We start from the raw sequence: 17,230 nt of genomic DNA on the forward strand, positions 1-17,230 counted from the left end.
AACGACTTTCACCCGCTCACGCTGCGCCCCATACGTAAAGCTATACTGGCTGCCGCCACGGGTGATGGTGCATATTTATCGCTATTGCTTTTTAGCATTCCAGTTGTAATAAATATCCAATCCTCTGGGGTTACCACGTCGATAGTGGTTTTAGCTCGTACAAAACAATTATCCATCATCTTAATTGCCTTATTTTTCAATTCTACATTCATTATTATGTGACTGCGCAATTCCATGAAACCAAATATTTGAGGAAAAGCATCAAGCTTCACTGTGAAAGGCTTATATGACATTTCATACGAACCGCTACTTACAGTTAGTTGAGTGACGTAGTCGGGTGCCTCTAGGGAGGCTCACTACGCCAACATTCAAAAATCTGAAAGATAAATTTTTATTGAATTTTTTTCGTCAAAATAGACATCGTCGATCTTTGTTGACCTAAATATTAAATTCAAAACCGAGTAATCAATGGACGCCTTTCTAATCCTCAATGATACTTCAGCGCCTTTTTTCGGCAACGGGAATATTACCCATTCACCTGTTTTAAAATTTGATAAAGTAATTTCTGAAATTTCAGAGCATTTACGGCTATTAGTATTGGAATCAATATTGACGACAAATTCTACAAACTCTCCATTTTTTCCATCGTACGATTTATCTATAGTAACGCCACATTCTTTCAATCTATTTGTGTCTGCATTGCATGCAGCAGTTAGGGTTAAAGCTGCAACTAGAAACAATATCTTCATTGTTTGCCTACTCCTTTTTGACGCCTGAATCGGTCAACTGCTTGTTGGGAAACCAGCGCAAACGCTCTCTGCTGTAACCTAGAGTTATGTGGACGTGCTTTACCTAGGTTAGCTGGATTGTAATGCCTAGACTCATGCGCCAATGTCGCAATAGCTCTTTCCACCCCTGTGAAACCCGGCCTAGAAAACGTTGCAGGTTTATAAATAGTTGATTTTCCCCCATAGTGGTACCCAAACACCCACACTTTCTCGTATCCAGCGCCGTAACTTTCACCTGCATATTCGTTTGCCTCTTCAAAGCTTTTAAATAATTTAGGGGCGTAAGTCTCATTATGGTCGGACACACTTCGAATAGAGATTGCGTATTCATCTTTAAACTCTACCTCTTCGCCCATGTTGCTTGCATCATCTTTGAAGAATTCATAAGCCTTATCAAATGTTTTTTGCGCACTACCTTCGTCTTTTCCAAGTTCAGATTTTTCTATTTTCCCAGTTAGCCCAGATGACTCTGCACTCCCATGCTTCCCACTGGTATCACCCTGACCACCCTCAGCCTCGGCTGGCGGCGCTAAATCGCTGGTTTCACCACGTCCGTGAGCGGTAGCAACTTTGTCACTCGCACCATTACCTACGGTATTGTTCGAACTGTCGTTTTGGCGCGGCTTCGATGAGGTGTCCGTGGTGACGTTTTCAAGGGCTATCATATGGGGGCACATCGAGTCCGCCATTTGTGATACCCCACAGCCAATATAGCCCGTGGGGTCGGTTCCCGCCAGAGGGTTATTCATGAGGTACGAATACGGGTTTAAGGATTGGCTGTTGCCGGGGCTTTGAATCACCGGGTCGACGCTTAAGAAGCGCCCTAGGTTATAGTCGTACACCCTACCATTCATATGAATGAGCTCAACGTCATCCAAATGCAGGTGGTCGGTAAAGCCGCGGCGAGTGATGCCGATATTGCTGATACCCGCATAGTCAGCAAAGTTCTTTAGGCGTGGCCGTGCTCCGGGCTCCATCAAGGTGCCGTCAATCATTCGCGTTTTACCAAAGGCGTCATAGTGCCGGCGCCCGACGACCTGCCCATCCTCGTCACTGAAGGTCAAGCTTGTGCCCGGTCGCGAAATTCGGCACACGCCGACCAAAAAGAGTTGTTGGAGTTTTTAGAAACTACCGAAAAGCCATTGCACGACGTACGCTTAGTTCACGGTGAGGCCGAGCCAAAGCGCGTACTGGCTGAAGCAATACGTCAAAGTGGGTTGATTACGGGGTAGTTACAATAACTCCGAGTCAAGCTGGAAATACAACTAAACATAAATTCAGTCGAATAATCGCCCAACAAAAACATCTTTACCGGGAGAGAATTCAACGGAGTATGATCTCCCTCCTGTTCCAAAAACTACAATTCTTACTTGTCCGTCGAGACCGAGGTGAAACTCCTTGACTTTATAATCACTACAAAAATCTCGATCGCTATTGTCACACCAGCTTTTCAACTTTGAAAGTTTAGTATTGTAAATTTCGAAATTAATATCACCTAACTTGCCAAGATACAGAACTGCTTGTTCTCTATCTAACTCAGCACATTCGCTGCCAGCAATTTGGGCTTGAAACAATTGAATAGGCTTTGATGATGTAACTCTATTATTATATAACGTTAATATAACTCTATCCTTCATGCAAAGTCCTTTATGGCTAAAAGATGGGCCATCAACAACCAGACTTTTTTCATGAGAGCCTGTTCCAGAAAATTTAAAATGCTCAATACCTTCATCATATGAAGCTGCCAAATGAAATGGCATGAAAAATAAAAAAAGAAGATACTTATTCATAGCCGTCTTTCCTGTATTGCTGAAACAATCTTTGCAAGTCGTTATCTGTGAGCTTTCTTTCATGCCCTTCGACATGAGCATAACTTAATAGACTTTTCGTATCGTTATGCTGATGAAGAAGACCTAACATATGGCCAAACTCATGTGCAGCTGTATTTCTATCTGCGGCCGGTGCGCGCAGCTCTATTAAAGTCGATCCGAGAGAAGCGCGACCAGCATTTCTAAAAGAATTTGCAGTGCTGCACCATCCGGGGCACTCGTTTATGTAGAAGTCAGGATTCTCTTTGCTAAAAGATACGTCTGTTTTTAGAAGTATTTTATACCCATTTGAGTGAGTACCTTCAATATTGAAGTGTTCGTTAATACCGGCAATGTAATCTGACAAAAGCTCATGCTCAATATCATTTGTTCCAACTGAGAGCTTAATTTGTAATGTGTAAGCTTTATTTTTCACATCGACTGTTGTTTTTATTTTTCCTTTAAAATTTATATTAGTATAAACATCATTGGATATATCCGTTGGAGATTTGTCATTCTGACTGTCAGAAAGTACGTATCCCAGTGCTGGCGCTTGATTTTGACTGCCAATATCAGCAACTTGCATCTGTTGAACTAAATCCGTCAGTTCACTTGGTTGTGCACCATTACCTACGGTATTGCTCGCACTGTCGTTTTGCCGCGGCTTCGATGAGATGTCCGTGGTGGCGTTTTCAAGCGCTGTCATATGAGGACACATCGAATCCGCCATTTGTGATACCCCACAGCCACTATAGCCCGTGGGGTCGGTTCCCGCCAGTGGGTTGTTCATCAGGTAGGAATACGGGTTTAAGGATTGGCTGTTGCCCGGGCTTTGAATCACCGGGTCGACGCTTAAGAAGCGACCTAGGTTATAGTCGTACACCCGACCATTCATATGAATGAGCTCAACATCATCCAAATGCAGGTGATCGGTAAAGCCGCGGCGAGTGATACCGATATTACTGATACCTGCATAGTCAGTAAAGTTTTTAAGGCGCGGCCGTGCCCCAGGCTCCATCAAAGAGCCATCTAGCATTCGCGGTTTACCAAAGGCGTCGTAGTCTAGCTGGTTTGTTCAAACTAAGCTACGTGGTACGCTTAATCGCTCAGCACCTCCTCGGTCAGCAGCTGCGCTAGCATTTATGGTGGTATGGACAGCTTAGTTGGTTAGCTTGTTCAGCTTCGGAATACCGCTAGGTTTCTAGAATAGGTCGAAACTTACGCGATCGAGCAACGACAGGGCAGAAACCACTTGCACCGTCGTGGCAGAATGACTAATATAGCCCCCGTTCACAATCGTGAACGCCTCAAAACGTGCGTCCGTAGCTCAGTTGGTTAGAGCACTACCTTGACATGGTAGGGGTCGGTAGTTCGAGTCTACTCGGACGCACCATCTTCTTAAAGTTCCAAATCCCTTGATTTTATTGACTTGCAGCCGTGATGGTTGGCTTGATGCTTTGTGCGTATTTGTGACCATATTGGGGCTTGTGACCAAATGGTGACCAAACGGTGACCATGTTTGATTTCATACCTTAAAAGCGACTGTCTTTGATTCTTTAAATGTACTGGTGACAATTGCCAACTAAGGATGAATAATTATGCAGCTAATAAGTTAATTCGCATTGTTTATTCGACAACTAATTCATTCTTCCGAATCTGATTCTGCATCAGGTGGCTTTTTAGAGATTTTTCGAGCTTTCGCTTGCAACTTCCCAGCACTTTTTTGCGCTTCAGGATTATCTCGTATAGCCATTTCTAACGCTGCTGCCGCGCGCTGCGCCTCTCCATTCCATAGACTTTGAGCTTTCATAATGTCTTTTATGGCGCTATGTTCTTTTAGGAATGCTAGTTGACCTTGCAATGCCCGATACACATCACCACCCCATTGACTTTGAGCAGTCACGCTATTTTTAAATGATTCAAAATCATTCAATGCCGCCATTTGACTAGCAATGGATTGAGCAATGCCGATGCTTGATCTTTCGTTAAATTCACGGATTTGGTCCGCAATAATTAGCGCTTGTTCCTCATCCGTAATTTCGTCTAATTCATCCTCTGTTGGGCGTGTTATAACCCCGCTGTGCACGGATGCCTTCTTTTTGCATTAAGCGTAAGATCCGATCTCGGCCGCAATATTGGTTGGCATCACGAAAGTCCATATAGATATTGCGGTAGCCATGAAAACCACCGCTCTCTATCCAAAACTGCTTAATTTTTTGCGCGAGTTGTTGTGTAATCCCCCCATTTTAAGCCATTTAACCGACAACTAGCTTTCCCCGATACATTTGCATCTGGCAATGAAAGTCGTACTCTCCGGGTTCCAGCGCTGGTATTTGAATTTGCTTTAATTTGTTAGAAGGCAACGTTTCACTTATTTCTAGCTTGGGAATGAGCAAAGTTACAGAACAAGGCGATTGATCCTTCCGCAGGAACTTAAGTTCAACCGGTTTACCTTCAGGTATTTTTATTCTCGAAGGCGAGTAGATACCGTTTTCGACGGCAATCACCAAATCACCTTCTCCCAGCTTCAGCTGCTGGGGCTTGTAAAGCCAAAACCACCAGACGATCAGCGCGATCAAAGTGATACCAGCAATATTAATGAATAACATGTTTATTCTCCTGAATGCGTCAGTGTTAGAAGGTGCGTTAATGTTTCTTGGCTTTGAAAAAGCGTAACCGGTTAGCGTTACTCACTACCGTAAGAGAAGAAAAAGCCATTGCTGCACCAGCAATAACCGGGCTCAATAGCATTCCCAAAAACGGGTACAGAACGCCTGCGGCAAAAGGAATACCCCCTACGTTGTAAATAAAAGCACCAAATAAGTTTTGCTTAATATTGCGCAGCGTGGCCTTGCTCACCGCGATCGCATCGGCAAGCCCATGTAACGACCCACGCATCAATGTAATATCGGCACTTTCAATAGCAACGTCCGTCCCTGTGCCAATAGCGAAGCCTACATTGGCAATAGCTAGCGCTGGCGCATCATTAATACCGTCTCCCGTCATACCAACAATTTCGCCTTCCATCTGCAGCTCCTGAACCTTTTTTGATTTTTCTTCCGGCAGAACTTCGGCAAAAAACTCTTTAATTCCTACTTTTTCAGCAACCGCTTGTGCAGTCGCGCGATTATCACCAGTAAGCATTACGACTCGCACACCGTTATCCTGCAAACGCTTAATGGCATCGACAGAGTCGTCTTTTATTGGGTCAGCAACTGCAATTATTGCAGCCAATTCATTATTAACAGCAAAGTACATTGGTGTCTTAGCTTCAGCTGCTAATTCTTGGGCTTTTTCAATAAAGTTACCGAGCTCAATTTGACGTTCACGTCAAAGTTTTTCATTACCAAAAAGGAGGGACTTCCCGTCTACTTTAGCCTCCACGCCATGGCCAGCAATCGCATTGAAGTTTGAGACTTTAGTTGTTTCAATTCCTCTTTCCCGAGCTGATTAGCCGTACCGCTTACTATTACGAGCCAAAATTGAACGATGATGACGAAATCATTGATGCCTTGAATGCTTTAATCGACAAGCACCATCGGTGGGGGTTCCCGAAGTGCTTTAAACGCCTTCGAAAGCTAGGCCATCGATGGAACCACAAGCGTGTTTATCGCGTTTATACTGAGCTAAAACTGAACCTGCGACGCAAAGGCAAAAAGCGATTACCCAACCGCAACCCAGAGCCATTGGCTGCACCGAATGCATTGGGTAAGTCCTGGTCAATGGACTTTATGAGTGACAGCTTGCACAACAAAGTCAGGTTTCGCACATTTAATGTCATTGATGACTTTAATCGCGAAGTTTTAGGTATCGATATTGCGACCAGCATGCCGTCGTTGCGCGTCATACGCTATCTTGACCAACTTGCTGAGTGGCATGGTTACCCTGAGAAAATTCGGGTTGATAATGGCAGCGAATTCACCTCGGAAGTGTTTGTAAATTGGGCAAAAGCACATGACATTATGATTGATTACATTAAACCTGGTTGCCCATATCAAAACGCCTACATTGAACGATTTAACCGAACTTATCGTGATGATGTACTCGATTGCTACATCTTCAACAACCTGAACGAAGTGAAGCAAATAACCGAAGATTGGATTGAGCTATACAACAACGAACGACCGCACGATTCACTCAATGACATGACGCCATTTGAGTACCGAAATGCGGCATAAATACTCTACGAGATGACTGTGTTAGAAATAGGGTATTTACAGCTTTACTATCCTCACACTCATTGTCATCCCGGTATTCTATACGCTGGTGAAACAGCATCGATTAATGCCTCGTTAATCAACGGATGGTGGATGAGGGGGCACAAGCTGCTGAAACATCTGTTCTTCAGCAGCTTGTGTTATCAGAGCATCATTCCGTGGGTTATCGCCCCATTCAATCGCGTGAGCCACGAAGCCGGAGAGCGTTGAAAACCACCGATGCCGAGCTGAGACTCATTGCGAGTGCGGCGAACATGGGTGAGAGCAGAATACCCGTGAGGGGATACAACACACCGGCTGCGATCGGGACGCCAAGCGCATTGTAGATAAACGCGAAACCCAGATTTTGCTTCATATTAGCGACGGTACTATCGGAAAGGTGCCGTGCGGTGGAGATTCCACGCAAGTCGCCTTTGACCAGGGTTACCTGAGCGCTGTTCATGGCAACGTCTGTACCCGTCCCCATGGCGATACCTACGTTAGCCTTTGCGAGAGCCGGGGCATCGTTAATCCCGTCCCCAGCCATAGCTACAATACAACCTTCAGCTTGAAGCTGTGTGACGAGGTCAAGCTTGTCAGCAGGTTTGACTTCGCCGTGCACTTCGTCGATTCCCAATTCCTTGGCAACAGCGTTAGCCGTTGTAATACCATCGCCGGTTGCCATGATGATACGAATCCCCGCTTGCTGGAGATCTCGCACTGCTTCCAGCGTGCTCTGTTTGATCGGGTCGGAGACAGCCAACAGGCCTGCAAGTTGGCCATCCGAGGCGAGATACATGACACTCGCACCTTTTTCGCGCAATGAGTCGGCGATGTTTGTCAGGTGGGTAACATCAATCCCGTCTTGCTGCATCAGAGCTGTATTGCCCAGGACCAGCGACTTACTATCGACTTGGCCACGAACGCCGATGCCGCTACCTGATTCAAAATCGTCGACTGCACTGAGTGTGAGGCCGCGCTCGCGCGCCGCGTTCACAATAGCGTCGGCAAGTGGATGTTCACTGCCTTGATCGAGGCTCGCTGCAAGACGTAGTACTTCATCGGCAGTTATGTCACCTGCCGGAATTGCTTGTTCAAAAGCCGGACGTCCTTCAGTCAATGTGCCGGTTTTATCAACAATCAGAGTATCGACTTTGCGGAAGTTCTCAATCGCGGCGGCATCGCGAAACAGCACGCCTTGCGTAGCGGCTTTGCCGGTTGCCACCATGATGGACATGGGTGTGGCCAGCCCCAACGCACACGGGCAAGCGATAATCAGCACCGCAACAGCATTTATCAAACCGTACACCCAGCTCGGTTGCGGACCGAAGAATCCCCAAACGAACAGAGTTGTTATGGCGATGACCACTACAGCCATAACGAAGTAACCGGCAACCAAGTCAGCCATGCGCTGCATGGGAGCGCGCGAACGCTGCGCCTGCGCTACGAGCTGCACAATCTGAGAGAGCACTGTGGCAGAACCCACTTTCTCTGCCCGAATCACAAGAGCGCCTGAAGTATTCATCGTCGCGCCAATCACCTTGTCTCCGGGCCGCTTGCTTACGGGGAGTGGCTCTCCGGTCAACATCGACTCATCCAATGAGCTATTACCTTCCTCTACCGTGCCGTCAACCGGGACTTTTTCACCAGGGCGAACGCGCAAGCGATCACCTTCATGTACGTGATTCAAAGGCACATCTTCCTCAGTGCCATCCTTGTTGATCCGCCGTGCTGTCTTAGGCGCCAGACCGAGCAAGGACTTGATGGCAGCTGATGTTTTCGAGCGTGCCCTCAACTCAAGCATCTGACCCAACAATGTCAGCGAAATAATGACAACTGCTGCTTCAAAATAGACTGAAACGCGGCCCATCGACATGAAAGTTTCAGGGAATATGCCCGGTGCTATCGTCGCGATAGTGCTATAGATAAACGCAGCTCCAGTACCAAGGCCTATCAGCGTCCACATGTTCGGGCTGCGGTTCACTACTGATTGCCAGCCCCGTACAAAAAATGGCTGCCCTGCCCACAACACTACCGGTATTGAGAGAACGAGTTCGATCCATGTTTGCACGCTCATGCTGAACCAGCCAAGCTGCGGGCCGAACATAGCAAGTATTGTCACGATGACAGTAAACGGCAGCGTCCACCAGAACCTGCGTGAAAAATCTTTCAACTCTGGATTGTTATCATCATCCAGACTGGGCATCAATGGCTCAAGAGCCATGCCACACTTTGGACAGGTTCCCGGGTGATCTTGCAGGATCTCCGGATGCATAGGGCAAGTGTACGTCGTGCCGGGCTCATGCGGCGTTGTATGTTCCTCCGACTTGGTGGGATCGAGGTACTTTTCCGGGTCATCACGGAATCTACCCAAACACTTGGTGCTGCAAAAATAGAAAGACTTACCCTCATGCTCCATGTGATGGGATGAATTCTCTGTAACTCGCATGCCGCACACGGGATCTGAGAGCGGCGCATCTGTGTGCGACGGATCCACGTGGTGTGGATGTTCTGATTGATTCTGCCTCATAACAACTAATCCTCTCGAGGTATGTGCCAAATTCCGTATACGCGTGCGTATAGCCTCATGACTGCATACATTTACTTCTTTTCAGCACCACTTTAACCCATTGGATGTACTGGTCAACTAAATCCGGACACATTTTTAAACAATAATTCATGGTTAACTGGCGACCTGCCGCCGTTGGCCGAATGTAGTCGCTCCAGGTGGTAGTAACGGATGTAAGCGGCCACATCCCTTTTCATATGTTCACGTGTCGGTTGTGACACTTTAAAGAGCCAATCATGTTTCAGGCTGCCAAAAAATCGTTCAACAACTGCGTTGTCCCAGCAGGCGCCAACGTCGCCCATACTCGCTCGCATACCAAAACGCTGAAGCTGCTTCCGGTACCGCTTGCTGGTGTACTGCGACCCGCGGTCGCTATGGAACACCAGCCCCTTGCTCGGCCTGCGCAGGTTGTAAGCCGTAATCAGAGCCCGCAGCACCAAACTGGTGGTCATCGTTTTATCAATTGCCCAGCCCACGATGCGCCGCGAATACAGGTCCATCACAACCGCCAGATACATCCAGCCTTCGCCGGTGCGGCAGTAGGTCACATCGCCCGCCCAGATCTGATTCGGGCCCACTGGGTTGAAATTCTGATTCAGCAAATTGCCCGCTACGCTGTCGCTGTGTTTGCGCTTGGTGGTTACTTTGTAAGCCACGCGCTGCGTCACCTTCAAGCCCATTTGATCCATAAGCCGGCGAACCCGGTATCGGCCAATTTCAAAGCCTTCCGCGCGAAGTGCCTTCATCATTTTCCGGCTGCCCAAGCTGGATCTGCTCGCTTTGAACAGTTCCTTGATCCGGCGGCGAAGCTGCAGCTCTTGAGCGCCAATCAGCTTGCCCGGGCGCTTGCACCAGTCATAGTAAGCCGACTTGCTGACCTTCATAACCCGACACAGAGCCCTGATTGGGTAGTTGCCAGATTCGACCTTGATGAATTCAAACTTTACTTTATTTCTTTCGCGAAGAAGGCTGATGTAGATTCAAGTCATCAACGCAACACCCTTATCAATCATGTGTGACGGTGTCATAAAGCTCAATGTTTTTCTCGGTCTCTCGTTTAATTGGGTCGCTACGTTGTTAAGAACTTCCTGTGAATGAACAGATAAATCAGTTTTTCTTGGGAAGTATTGCCGAACCAAACTATTAGTATTTTCGTTTGTGCCTCGTTGCCATGGTGATTGGGGGTCGCAAAAGTAAACGGGTATACCAATTTCTTTTGTTAGATCAGCATGCTTAGCCAGTTCCATACCGCGATCCCAGGTGAGCGATTTCCGGTATTCTCCCGGCACTGCTTAAATATTTTTAACAGCGCCCGGTAAACCGACTCCGCGTCTTTGCCAGCTAATTTCAATAGGATAGTTACAAGCTATTTCCCGTAAAGTACCAACGATAAAACCGTCACTAACTACATATCCGAAAATCGGTTCGCAGTTTGCACCATTCGTTTAATTTCATTTTCTTCAACGTTTTTTACTGTTTCTAACAGCTCTTTTGCGCTGTCTATATCGACACGGGAATATAGGTGTTCATACAACTCAATGACTTGCTCATGATGGTTTACAATGTTCTCCATAATGTGATCAGTATCTAACTCTTTAAAAGGCGAATCACAGTGTCCATGCTCAACGATGGGATGTTTCCCAATATAGTCATAACACCAAGTGTCTAATGCATTTCGGTTTGCTGTACTCAAAAAACCTTCGACCATTCGCTCTAAGCTAGCCTCATGACCCGACACGTAGTTTAGAATCATCCGAGCTCGTTCATCTTGGTTTTGTTTAGAGCAGTGAGTAACACACTCCTTCAGGTTTTTGTGGAAATCAACGGTCCAACTCAGCACATCTTTGATTGTTTCTATTTGCATTTTTTACTCCTTACCTATAATTAATCGTTACTTTCGTTTGCTTTTGTTAACTGGCGGACTTCTGTGACAACTCCACGGTGTATGTTCCGAATTATCTTTAATATTTTGGTCAATAAACTTGTAGTACTCTTCTTTCAGATGAGTCCACCACCCACTATTTATTTCAACACCAAACTTCCTGAGCTTTTCCTCTATAACATTGAGATCCACTTTAGAGGCATCATAAGCTACCAATAACAAGTTACGCTCAGAGTCATAGGCAACGCTATCGAGACCAACCAAGCGATCGATTTCGTTAATCGCTTCGCGAACTTTTTTCACACTCTCAGTGTTTAGCTTTAATGTGCGATTGACTAAGTTAATTTCCCGCACTCCGGCTCTATGATCGTTATTTGACATCAATACTGTCCTGTTAATTAAAACTACCAATACGTTTCAGGCAACATTTGCTCGGTGTTAACTTTGTAACGAAAGCTCTTTATTAGTGGCTGCTCGTTTATCGTGACCCCAGAACAATTCATCGATTGGCGAGATAGAAACTAATCCCTCGTTAGATACCCCAGTATGGGCCGCTTCAACTACCAAGAGGGCAACATCACGCGCATCATCACTGTTCACATAAACTTCAAGCTGTACGTGATCAACTAAGTGATCATCGTTATAGCTATCGAAGTAGTAACCCCGTCCTCGCACAGGAAACAGCGTAAAGCCGCTAACGCCACGGCCGATGAGAGCCTCTTCCACTGAGTCTTGTCGAAGTTGATCAAAAATAGCGGTAATTTTAGATAGGTTCATATACCCCCCTAAAAGCCCTAAAACATATAGCTTATGGACTGTGTTTAGTCTAGTTACTTAAATTTCGAGAAAATCTAGAGTTGTAATTTAGTAGTGCTATTTCGGAGGGTAGTAAATATCGAAGAGTATTTGCTTCACATCACCTTTATAAGACAAGGGATGTGGCAAGTTGCTAGGAGAGTTTATCGAGGTGTCGAATTGAATAAATACTAGAGGTGAGTTCGCAGAGTTACACTCTTCATCCATAGAGCATTTATCAGCTACGCAGCAATAACAGTCGTCAATGATAGATTGCTCACTTTCATCGCAATGAAAGTTATCTTTGCTTTCGTTGCTAACATCCATATGGCTAACACTTTTTTCGTGCTGTACATTGGAAGCATTGTTATAAGGAGGAGCGGCTGGGAAGGATAGCTGTATCACTATTCCTAACATAAGCACAACTAAAAATTTTGCTTGAAACATATGTGCGCTCCTATTGCCATGCTATAAATTAGCATACTACCCCCTGCACATCATTGATCGAGATCAAAGATGCGCAGGTGATATTTACAGAGTAAGGTATCATCTAACCTTAACGTCTTTCTTTCGCCACAAATAGTAAACAGCAGGTAATACGAGCAAGGTTAAGATAACAGCGCTGATCATTCCTCCAACCATTGGCGCCGCTATTCTACTAACCACCTCAGCCCCAGTCCCTGTACTAAACATTATAGGCAATAAACCAGCAATTGTAGAAACGGCCGTCATCATGACTGGGCGAACACGAAGTCCTGCCCCTTCCATTACGGCAAGAGAGAGACCCTCTTTCGTTAATGCCTTACCATGCTCTAACTGACTTTTTTCATATTCATTATAGGACTGGTTTAGGTAAGTCAGCATTAGTATTCCTATTTCTACAGTGACACCTGCTAGAGCTATAAAACCAACCGCTACAGCAACTGAGAAATTATAATCTAAAAGATACATTAGCCAGATTGCCCCCACCAATGCGAGAGGCAAAGTTCCCAATATAATGGCTATTTCTGTAGCGTTTCGAAAGTTCATATATAAAAGAACGATAATAATCGCGAGCGTTAACGGAATCACGTAAGTCAGTTTTTCCTTTGCCCTTTCCATATATTCGTACTGCCCGGACCAGGTAACTGAATACCCTGCTGGCAACTCGAGTTCTTGTTCTACAACCTTCATTGCTTTTTCAACATAAGTGCCGACATCAACTCCCTCAATGTCGACAAAAGTCCAGCCATTAAGTCTTGCGTTTTCGCTTTTAATTGCCGGCGGTCCAAGTTCAACGTAGACATCAGCCACATCCGCCAAACTAATACGCTGCCCGTTTGGCGTAACTAAAGGTAGCTTCTTTAATTCTTCCGGCGAATCACGGTAATCTTGAGGGTAGCGCAAGTTTATTGGGTAACGTTCAAGCCCTTCAATGGTCTCTGAAACATTCATTCCGCCAATAGCCGTGGCAACAACCTGCTGAACATCCTCAATGTTCAAGCCATAACGTGCAGCCTGCTCTCTTTTTATGTCGACTTTGACATAGCGTCCACCAGCCACTCGCTCTGAATAAACAGAAGCCGTACCATCGACATCATCAAGTATCGTTTCAAGCTGCTGACCGATCTTCTGAATTTCATTAAGATCAGCTCCGGCAACTTTTATACCTACCGGCGTTTTTATACCTGTCGATAACATATCAATGCGAGTTTTAATGGGGTAAACCCACGCATTGGTCAGCCCCGGAAACTTTACAAGCGCATCCAGTTCTTTTTTCAACTTCTCAGTGGTCATACCGTCTCTCCACTGATCTTTCGGTTTCAGTTGAATAAAGGTTTCAATCATCGTTAGGGGTGCCGGATCAGTGGCGGTATCCGCTCGACCAATTTTGCCAAAAACCGTCTTCACTTCCGGTACCGTTTTTATGAGCTTGTCGGTTTGCTGCAACAGCTCCCTTGCTTTACCAATTGATAATCCGGGATAGGTAGTGGGCATATACATCAAATCGCCCTCATCCAAATCTGGAATAAATTCACTACCAATTTTGTCAATCGGCCAGACACCAACGGCCAGGATAACAAGCGCTCCGCCAACTGCTGTCTTGGGGTATTTCAAAATGCCTTTTAAAAGCGGTTTATACCCGGCGATCAATAACCGATTAAGCGGGTTTTTCCCCTCAGGTGTTACCTTTCCTCTGATAAAATATCCCATCAACACGGGGATAACGGTAATCGCTAAGGCTGCACTGGCTGCCATTGCGTAAGTTTTCGTGAAAGCAAGCGGAGAAAACATCCGCCCTTCCTGGGCTTCTAAGGTAAATACCGGCATAAAGCTGACGGTAATAATGAGCAAGCTAAAGAAAAGAGCAGGGCCCACCTCTGAAGCAGAGGCGGCAACCACCCGCCAGCGGTTCTCTGCTGTCAGTGGCGTTTTTTCCATATGCTTATGCATATTTTCAATCATGACGATGGCACCATCGAGCATAGCGCCAATAGCGATTGCGATCCCTCCAAGTGACATAATATTCGCGTTAATTCCTTGCCAATACATGACAATAAACGCGGTTAAAATACCCAAAGGCAAGCTGATAACGGCAACCAGCGAGGAGCGGACATGGAAGAGAAAAATCACACAGATAAACGCGACAATAGCGAGTTCTTCTATTAAACTTTTCCAGAGACTTTCCACGGCATCCGAGATAAGCCCCGAACGATCATAGACAGTGACTATATCGACACCTTCTGGTAGCCCAGACTTTAATTCTTCCAACTTTTGTTTAACGCCATCAATCGTTTTTTGGGCATTTTCTCCGAAACGCATTACCACAATACCACCCACGGCTTCTCCCTCACCGTTGAGTTCGGCGATACCGCGTCTCATTTGGGGGCCCACACCCACATCAGCAACGTCTTTAAGCAATAATGGCGTGCCATTTTCATCAACGCCAAGCGGGATACTCTCTAAGTCTGACACACTATCAATATAGCCTGAGGCCCGGACCATATACTCAGCTTCCGCCATTTCAACCACCGACGCCCCCACTTCCCGATTGCCTCGCTGGATAGCATTTTGTATGTGAGCAAGAGGAATATTGAATGCGCGCAGCTTCTCCGGATCCACTTTCACCTGGTACTGCTTTACCATCCCGCCGAGGGCGGCAACTTCCGAAACCCCCTCGACCGTTTGCAGTTCATACTTTAAAAACCAATCCTGCATACTGCGTAACTCACTCAAATTGTGGTTACCCGTGCGATCAACCAAGGCATACAAATACACCCAACCAACCCCTGTTGCATCAGGGCCTAATTGCGGTCTTGCATTAGAAGGCAGTTTCGGAGCAACCTGAGACAAATATTCCAGTACTCGCGAACGCGCCCAGTAAGCGTCTGTATCTTCGCCAAAAATGACATACACATAGGAGTCGCCGAAAAACGAATATCCACGGACGGTTTTAGCGCCGGGGACAGACAGCATAGCGGTTGTTAATGGATAGGTAACTTGATCTTCTACCACCTGCGGCGCTTGACCCGGATAGCTGGTTTTAATGATCACCTGGACATCCGACAAGTCCGGCAGTGCGTCTACGGGCGTATTCTTAACCGCAAAAGCACCAACACCCACGAGGATTAATGTCGCCAGAAGAACGAAAAAACGGTTACTCACTGACCATCGAATGACTGACTTAATCATGGTTATGCTCCTGCTCTGTCACTTGTTTTTGCTCAGGAATATGAATCGATGTGAGCTGGTACTGTTGCTTCCCGACTTGCGTTATTTCCGCATGCAAGGATAACCCCGTGCTAAGCTGAGAAAGTTCAACATCCGAAGCAACATCGAAGTCCATCGTCATTGCAGGCCAGTCCCATTCAGAAATCTCACCGTGCTCCAGCGTAACCATCGAGTGCTGAGGCATAACATTTTTAACGGTTGCTTCAACCCAGACAGCTTGAGCTGCTGCGTCACTTGACATACTGCCATGGCTCTCGTTATCAGCATCAGTGTCATGTTGCATGCGCTTAAAGTCAGAGGATTTACTGGACTCAGAATCAATCAAAAACTGAGCTGAAGTAACGATCTCATCACCTGCCATAAGACCCGATAAAATTTCAACTCGCGAGCTCCCTAACCGCCCAACGTCAACATTAACTGATTTAAATTTCCCATCACCCAGTGCCAGTACAACTCGGTTCGAACCACCCATTCGGATAAGCGCTTCTTTAGGGATGATTAAGTTTTTGTCGCCTAAACCAGCCTTAATGTTAAGTTTCGCAAACATGCCCGGTTTTAAAAAACCATCTGGGTTGTCGAAGTGAATTCGAACTTGTCCCGTCCGAGTTTTAGGGTTAAGTGACGGATAGACATAATCAACCTTTCCTTGCCACTCTTTACCTGGAGCATACTCAAGGTTCATTTGAACGTCATTGCCTACCTCAACCTGGTTCAATTGCCGCTCAAAGACTTCTGCAATAACCCAAATGTTATCCAGTTGAGCAATGGTCATTAAATTCATACTCGGCGTTACAAACGCACCTTCACGCACAGTCAGTCTATCCAATACCCCGGACTGCTTTGCTTTTACCGTGATTGTTTTCTGAATTTTACGAGTTTCTTTTAACTTCTTAATCTCAGATTCAGAGACTTGCAGAGCTCTTAAGCGTTCTTCAGCGGCATCAATTAGCACCTGATTACCTCTTTGCGAGGCCAATACAAGCTCCTCTTGCGCATTAACCATTTCAGGAGAGTAAATACTGTATAAAGGCTCGCCGGCTTTAACCGAGTTACCAACCGCTTTTACGAAAAGCTTCTCAATCCAGCCTTCAACACGGGGACTTACTGTTAATACTCGGTCCTCATCAAACTGAACATAGCCAACTGTTTCGATATCTAGGTTGAGTCTCGAGGACGTGACGGTTGCAGTTGTAACCCCAAGGTTATTAATAACGTCGGGATCAATTCTCACCGTACCAGGTGAACTCTCTTCTGCATCATCGCCATAGTAAGGAATAAGGTCCATCCCCATTGGAGACTTTCCTGGTTTGTCTCGACGATAATTGGGATCCATCGGAGCCACCCAATATAACGGCTCTTTTTCTGCATTGCCCGATGAACGGTCAGACACTTCAGTCGATTGCATTACATAGCCAATAGCGCCAGCGCCAACTGCAAAGCCTACAGCTAAACTTATAAGAGATTTGGTGACTGTTTTCATT

17 protein-coding genes, 1 tRNA gene and 3 pseudogenes are annotated in these 17,230 nt (G+C 46.0%); 3 read left to right on the top strand and 18 right to left on the bottom strand.

What is annotated here, in order from left to right; translation table 11 throughout:
• Nucleotides 1–8 precede the first annotated feature (8 nt).
• The 3 genes from KGF88_RS05385 to KGF88_RS05395 all read right to left on the bottom strand — a co-directional run bounded on the left by KGF88_RS05385 (nucleotide 9) and on the right by KGF88_RS05395 (nucleotide 1,783).
• Entirely contained in the window at nucleotides 9–293 is a 285-nt protein-coding gene (locus KGF88_RS05385) for a hypothetical protein (protein ID WP_110076907.1), read from the bottom strand.
• A gap of 75 nt (nucleotides 294–368) precedes the next feature.
• Nucleotides 369–749, bottom strand: coding sequence for a hypothetical protein (locus KGF88_RS05390; protein WP_110076908.1), 381 nt, complete (start codon nucleotides 747–749; stop codon nucleotides 369–371).
• Complete coding sequence (locus KGF88_RS05395) at nucleotides 746–1,783, bottom strand: RHS repeat domain-containing protein (protein ID WP_153825496.1); 1,038 nt, start codon at nucleotides 1,781–1,783, stop codon at nucleotides 746–748. The genes KGF88_RS05390 and KGF88_RS05395 overlap by 4 nt, the downstream gene beginning before the upstream one ends.
• A gap of 24 nt (nucleotides 1,784–1,807) precedes the next feature.
• Between KGF88_RS05395 and KGF88_RS05400 the strand changes: the two genes are divergently transcribed.
• A complete protein-coding gene (locus tag KGF88_RS05400) occupies nucleotides 1,808–2,020 on the top strand; it encodes an MBL fold metallo-hydrolase RNA specificity domain-containing protein (RefSeq protein ID WP_153825495.1) in 213 nt (70 codons plus the stop codon).
• Between the two features lie 45 nt (nucleotides 2,021–2,065).
• Here KGF88_RS05400 and KGF88_RS05405 read toward each other — a convergent pair whose 3' ends face one another.
• On the bottom strand, nucleotides 2,066–2,578 hold the full coding sequence (locus tag KGF88_RS05405) for a hypothetical protein (protein ID WP_153825494.1): 513 nt from the start codon (nucleotides 2,576–2,578) through the stop codon (nucleotides 2,066–2,068).
• A complete protein-coding gene (locus KGF88_RS05410; protein ID WP_153825493.1) occupies nucleotides 2,571–3,632 on the bottom strand; it encodes an RHS repeat-associated core domain-containing protein in 1,062 nt (353 codons plus the stop codon). The genes KGF88_RS05405 and KGF88_RS05410 overlap by 8 nt, the downstream gene beginning before the upstream one ends.
• 280 nt (nucleotides 3,633–3,912) lie before the next feature.
• On the opposite strand from KGF88_RS05410, the gene KGF88_RS05415 reads away from it, so the two are divergent.
• A tRNA-Val gene (locus KGF88_RS05415) sits at nucleotides 3,913–3,989 on the top strand.
• Nucleotides 3,990–4,238: 249 nt separating this feature from the next.
• Here KGF88_RS05415 and KGF88_RS05420 read toward each other — a convergent pair.
• The 4 genes and pseudogenes from KGF88_RS05420 to KGF88_RS05430 all read right to left on the bottom strand — a co-directional run.
• Complete coding sequence (locus tag KGF88_RS05420; RefSeq protein ID WP_153825492.1) at nucleotides 4,239–4,682, bottom strand: hypothetical protein; 444 nt, start codon at nucleotides 4,680–4,682, stop codon at nucleotides 4,239–4,241.
• A complete protein-coding gene (locus KGF88_RS13920; protein ID WP_162014627.1) occupies nucleotides 4,645–4,833 on the bottom strand; it encodes an IS3 family transposase in 189 nt (62 codons plus the stop codon). The genes KGF88_RS05420 and KGF88_RS13920 overlap by 38 nt, the downstream gene beginning before the upstream one ends.
• An 18-nt stretch (nucleotides 4,834–4,851) precedes the next feature.
• On the bottom strand, nucleotides 4,852–5,205 hold the full coding sequence (locus tag KGF88_RS05425; RefSeq protein ID WP_153825491.1) for a cupredoxin domain-containing protein: 354 nt from the start codon (nucleotides 5,203–5,205) through the stop codon (nucleotides 4,852–4,854).
• Nucleotides 5,206–5,242: 37 nt separating this feature from the next.
• Nucleotides 5,243–6,043 (bottom strand): annotated as a pseudogene (locus KGF88_RS05430) (HAD-IC family P-type ATPase); the annotation flags it as partial.
• A 35-nt stretch (nucleotides 6,044–6,078) separates the two neighbouring features.
• Between KGF88_RS05430 and KGF88_RS05435 the strand changes: the two are divergent.
• Nucleotides 6,079–6,774: an IS3 family transposase gene (locus KGF88_RS05435; RefSeq protein ID WP_257119972.1), complete on the top strand. Its 696-nt coding sequence runs from the start codon at nucleotides 6,079–6,081 to the stop codon at nucleotides 6,772–6,774.
• Between the two features lie 214 nt (nucleotides 6,775–6,988).
• On the opposite strand, the gene KGF88_RS05440 is transcribed toward KGF88_RS05435, so the two are convergent.
• The 9 genes and pseudogenes from KGF88_RS05440 to KGF88_RS05480 form a co-directional block, all read right to left on the bottom strand.
• On the bottom strand, nucleotides 6,989–9,322 hold the full coding sequence (locus KGF88_RS05440) for a heavy metal translocating P-type ATPase (protein ID WP_110077063.1): 2,334 nt from the start codon (nucleotides 9,320–9,322) through the stop codon (nucleotides 6,989–6,991).
• Between the two features lie 113 nt (nucleotides 9,323–9,435).
• Nucleotides 9,436–10,329 (bottom strand): annotated as a pseudogene (locus tag KGF88_RS05445) (IS3 family transposase); the annotation flags it as partial.
• A 12-nt stretch (nucleotides 10,330–10,341) separates the two neighbouring features.
• Nucleotides 10,342–10,721: pseudogene (locus KGF88_RS05450) on the bottom strand (IS30 family transposase); the annotation flags it as partial.
• A gap of 45 nt (nucleotides 10,722–10,766) precedes the next feature.
• Nucleotides 10,767–11,225, bottom strand: coding sequence for a hypothetical protein (locus KGF88_RS05455; protein ID WP_011234470.1), 459 nt, complete (start codon nucleotides 11,223–11,225; stop codon nucleotides 10,767–10,769).
• A gap of 27 nt (nucleotides 11,226–11,252) precedes the next feature.
• Nucleotides 11,253–11,624 (bottom strand): cation transporter, encoded by a 372-nt coding sequence (locus KGF88_RS05460; RefSeq protein ID WP_055437796.1) that lies wholly within the window; start codon nucleotides 11,622–11,624, stop codon nucleotides 11,253–11,255.
• Nucleotides 11,625–11,681: 57 nt separating this feature from the next.
• Entirely contained in the window at nucleotides 11,682–12,020 is a 339-nt protein-coding gene (locus tag KGF88_RS05465) for a P-II family nitrogen regulator (protein WP_153827123.1), read from the bottom strand.
• Between the two features lie 96 nt (nucleotides 12,021–12,116).
• Nucleotides 12,117–12,485, bottom strand: a complete 369-nt coding sequence (locus KGF88_RS05470; protein ID WP_092841983.1) for a hypothetical protein — start codon at nucleotides 12,483–12,485, stop codon at nucleotides 12,117–12,119.
• Nucleotides 12,486–12,584: 99 nt separating this feature from the next.
• Nucleotides 12,585–15,710, bottom strand: coding sequence for an efflux RND transporter permease subunit (locus KGF88_RS05475; RefSeq protein ID WP_153827122.1), 3,126 nt, complete (start codon nucleotides 15,708–15,710; stop codon nucleotides 12,585–12,587).
• Entirely contained in the window at nucleotides 15,703–17,229 is a 1,527-nt protein-coding gene (locus KGF88_RS05480) for an efflux RND transporter periplasmic adaptor subunit (protein ID WP_153827121.1), read from the bottom strand. Before KGF88_RS05480 ends, KGF88_RS05475 begins: the two co-directional genes overlap by 8 nt.
• Between the last annotated feature and the right edge of the window lies 1 nt (nucleotide 17,230).

The sequence above is a fragment of the Idiomarina loihiensis genome, assembly GCF_024584785.1.
Classification (GTDB): Bacteria; Pseudomonadota; Gammaproteobacteria; order Enterobacterales; family Alteromonadaceae; genus Pseudidiomarina; species Pseudidiomarina fusca.

What these genes read in the sequence shown, in the direction of transcription:
- KGF88_RS05410 (WP_153825493.1), bottom strand. Translation starts at nt 3,632, where the DNA reads ATGCTAGATGGCTCTTTGATGGAGCCTGGGGCACGGCCGCGCCTTAAA.
- KGF88_RS05475 (WP_153827122.1), bottom strand. Translation starts at nt 15,710, where the DNA reads ATGATTAAGTCAGTCATTCGATGGTCAGTGAGTAACCGTTTTTTCGTT.
- KGF88_RS05425 (WP_153825491.1), bottom strand. Translation starts at nt 5,205, where the DNA reads ATGTTATTCATTAATATTGCTGGTATCACTTTGATCGCGCTGATCGTC.
- KGF88_RS05460 (WP_055437796.1), bottom strand. Translation starts at nt 11,624, where the DNA reads ATGTCAAATAACGATCATAGAGCCGGAGTGCGGGAAATTAACTTAGTC.
- KGF88_RS05385 (WP_110076907.1), bottom strand. Translation starts at nt 293, where the DNA reads ATGTCATATAAGCCTTTCACAGTGAAGCTTGATGCTTTTCCTCAAATA.
- KGF88_RS05395 (WP_153825496.1), bottom strand. Translation starts at nt 1,783, where the DNA reads ATGATTGACGGCACCTTGATGGAGCCCGGAGCACGGCCACGCCTAAAG.
- KGF88_RS05480 (WP_153827121.1), bottom strand. Translation starts at nt 17,229, where the DNA reads ATGAAAACAGTCACCAAATCTCTTATAAGTTTAGCTGTAGGCTTTGCA.
- KGF88_RS05455 (WP_011234470.1), bottom strand. Translation starts at nt 11,225, where the DNA reads ATGCAAATAGAAACAATCAAAGATGTGCTGAGTTGGACCGTTGATTTC.
- KGF88_RS05470 (WP_092841983.1), bottom strand. Translation starts at nt 12,485, where the DNA reads ATGTTTCAAGCAAAATTTTTAGTTGTGCTTATGTTAGGAATAGTGATA.
- KGF88_RS05390 (WP_110076908.1), bottom strand. Translation starts at nt 749, where the DNA reads ATGAAGATATTGTTTCTAGTTGCAGCTTTAACCCTAACTGCTGCATGC.
- KGF88_RS05465 (WP_153827123.1), bottom strand. Translation starts at nt 12,020, where the DNA reads ATGAACCTATCTAAAATTACCGCTATTTTTGATCAACTTCGACAAGAC.
- KGF88_RS05405 (WP_153825494.1), bottom strand. Translation starts at nt 2,578, where the DNA reads ATGAATAAGTATCTTCTTTTTTTATTTTTCATGCCATTTCATTTGGCA.
- KGF88_RS05440 (WP_110077063.1), bottom strand. Translation starts at nt 9,322, where the DNA reads ATGAGGCAGAATCAATCAGAACATCCACACCACGTGGATCCGTCGCAC.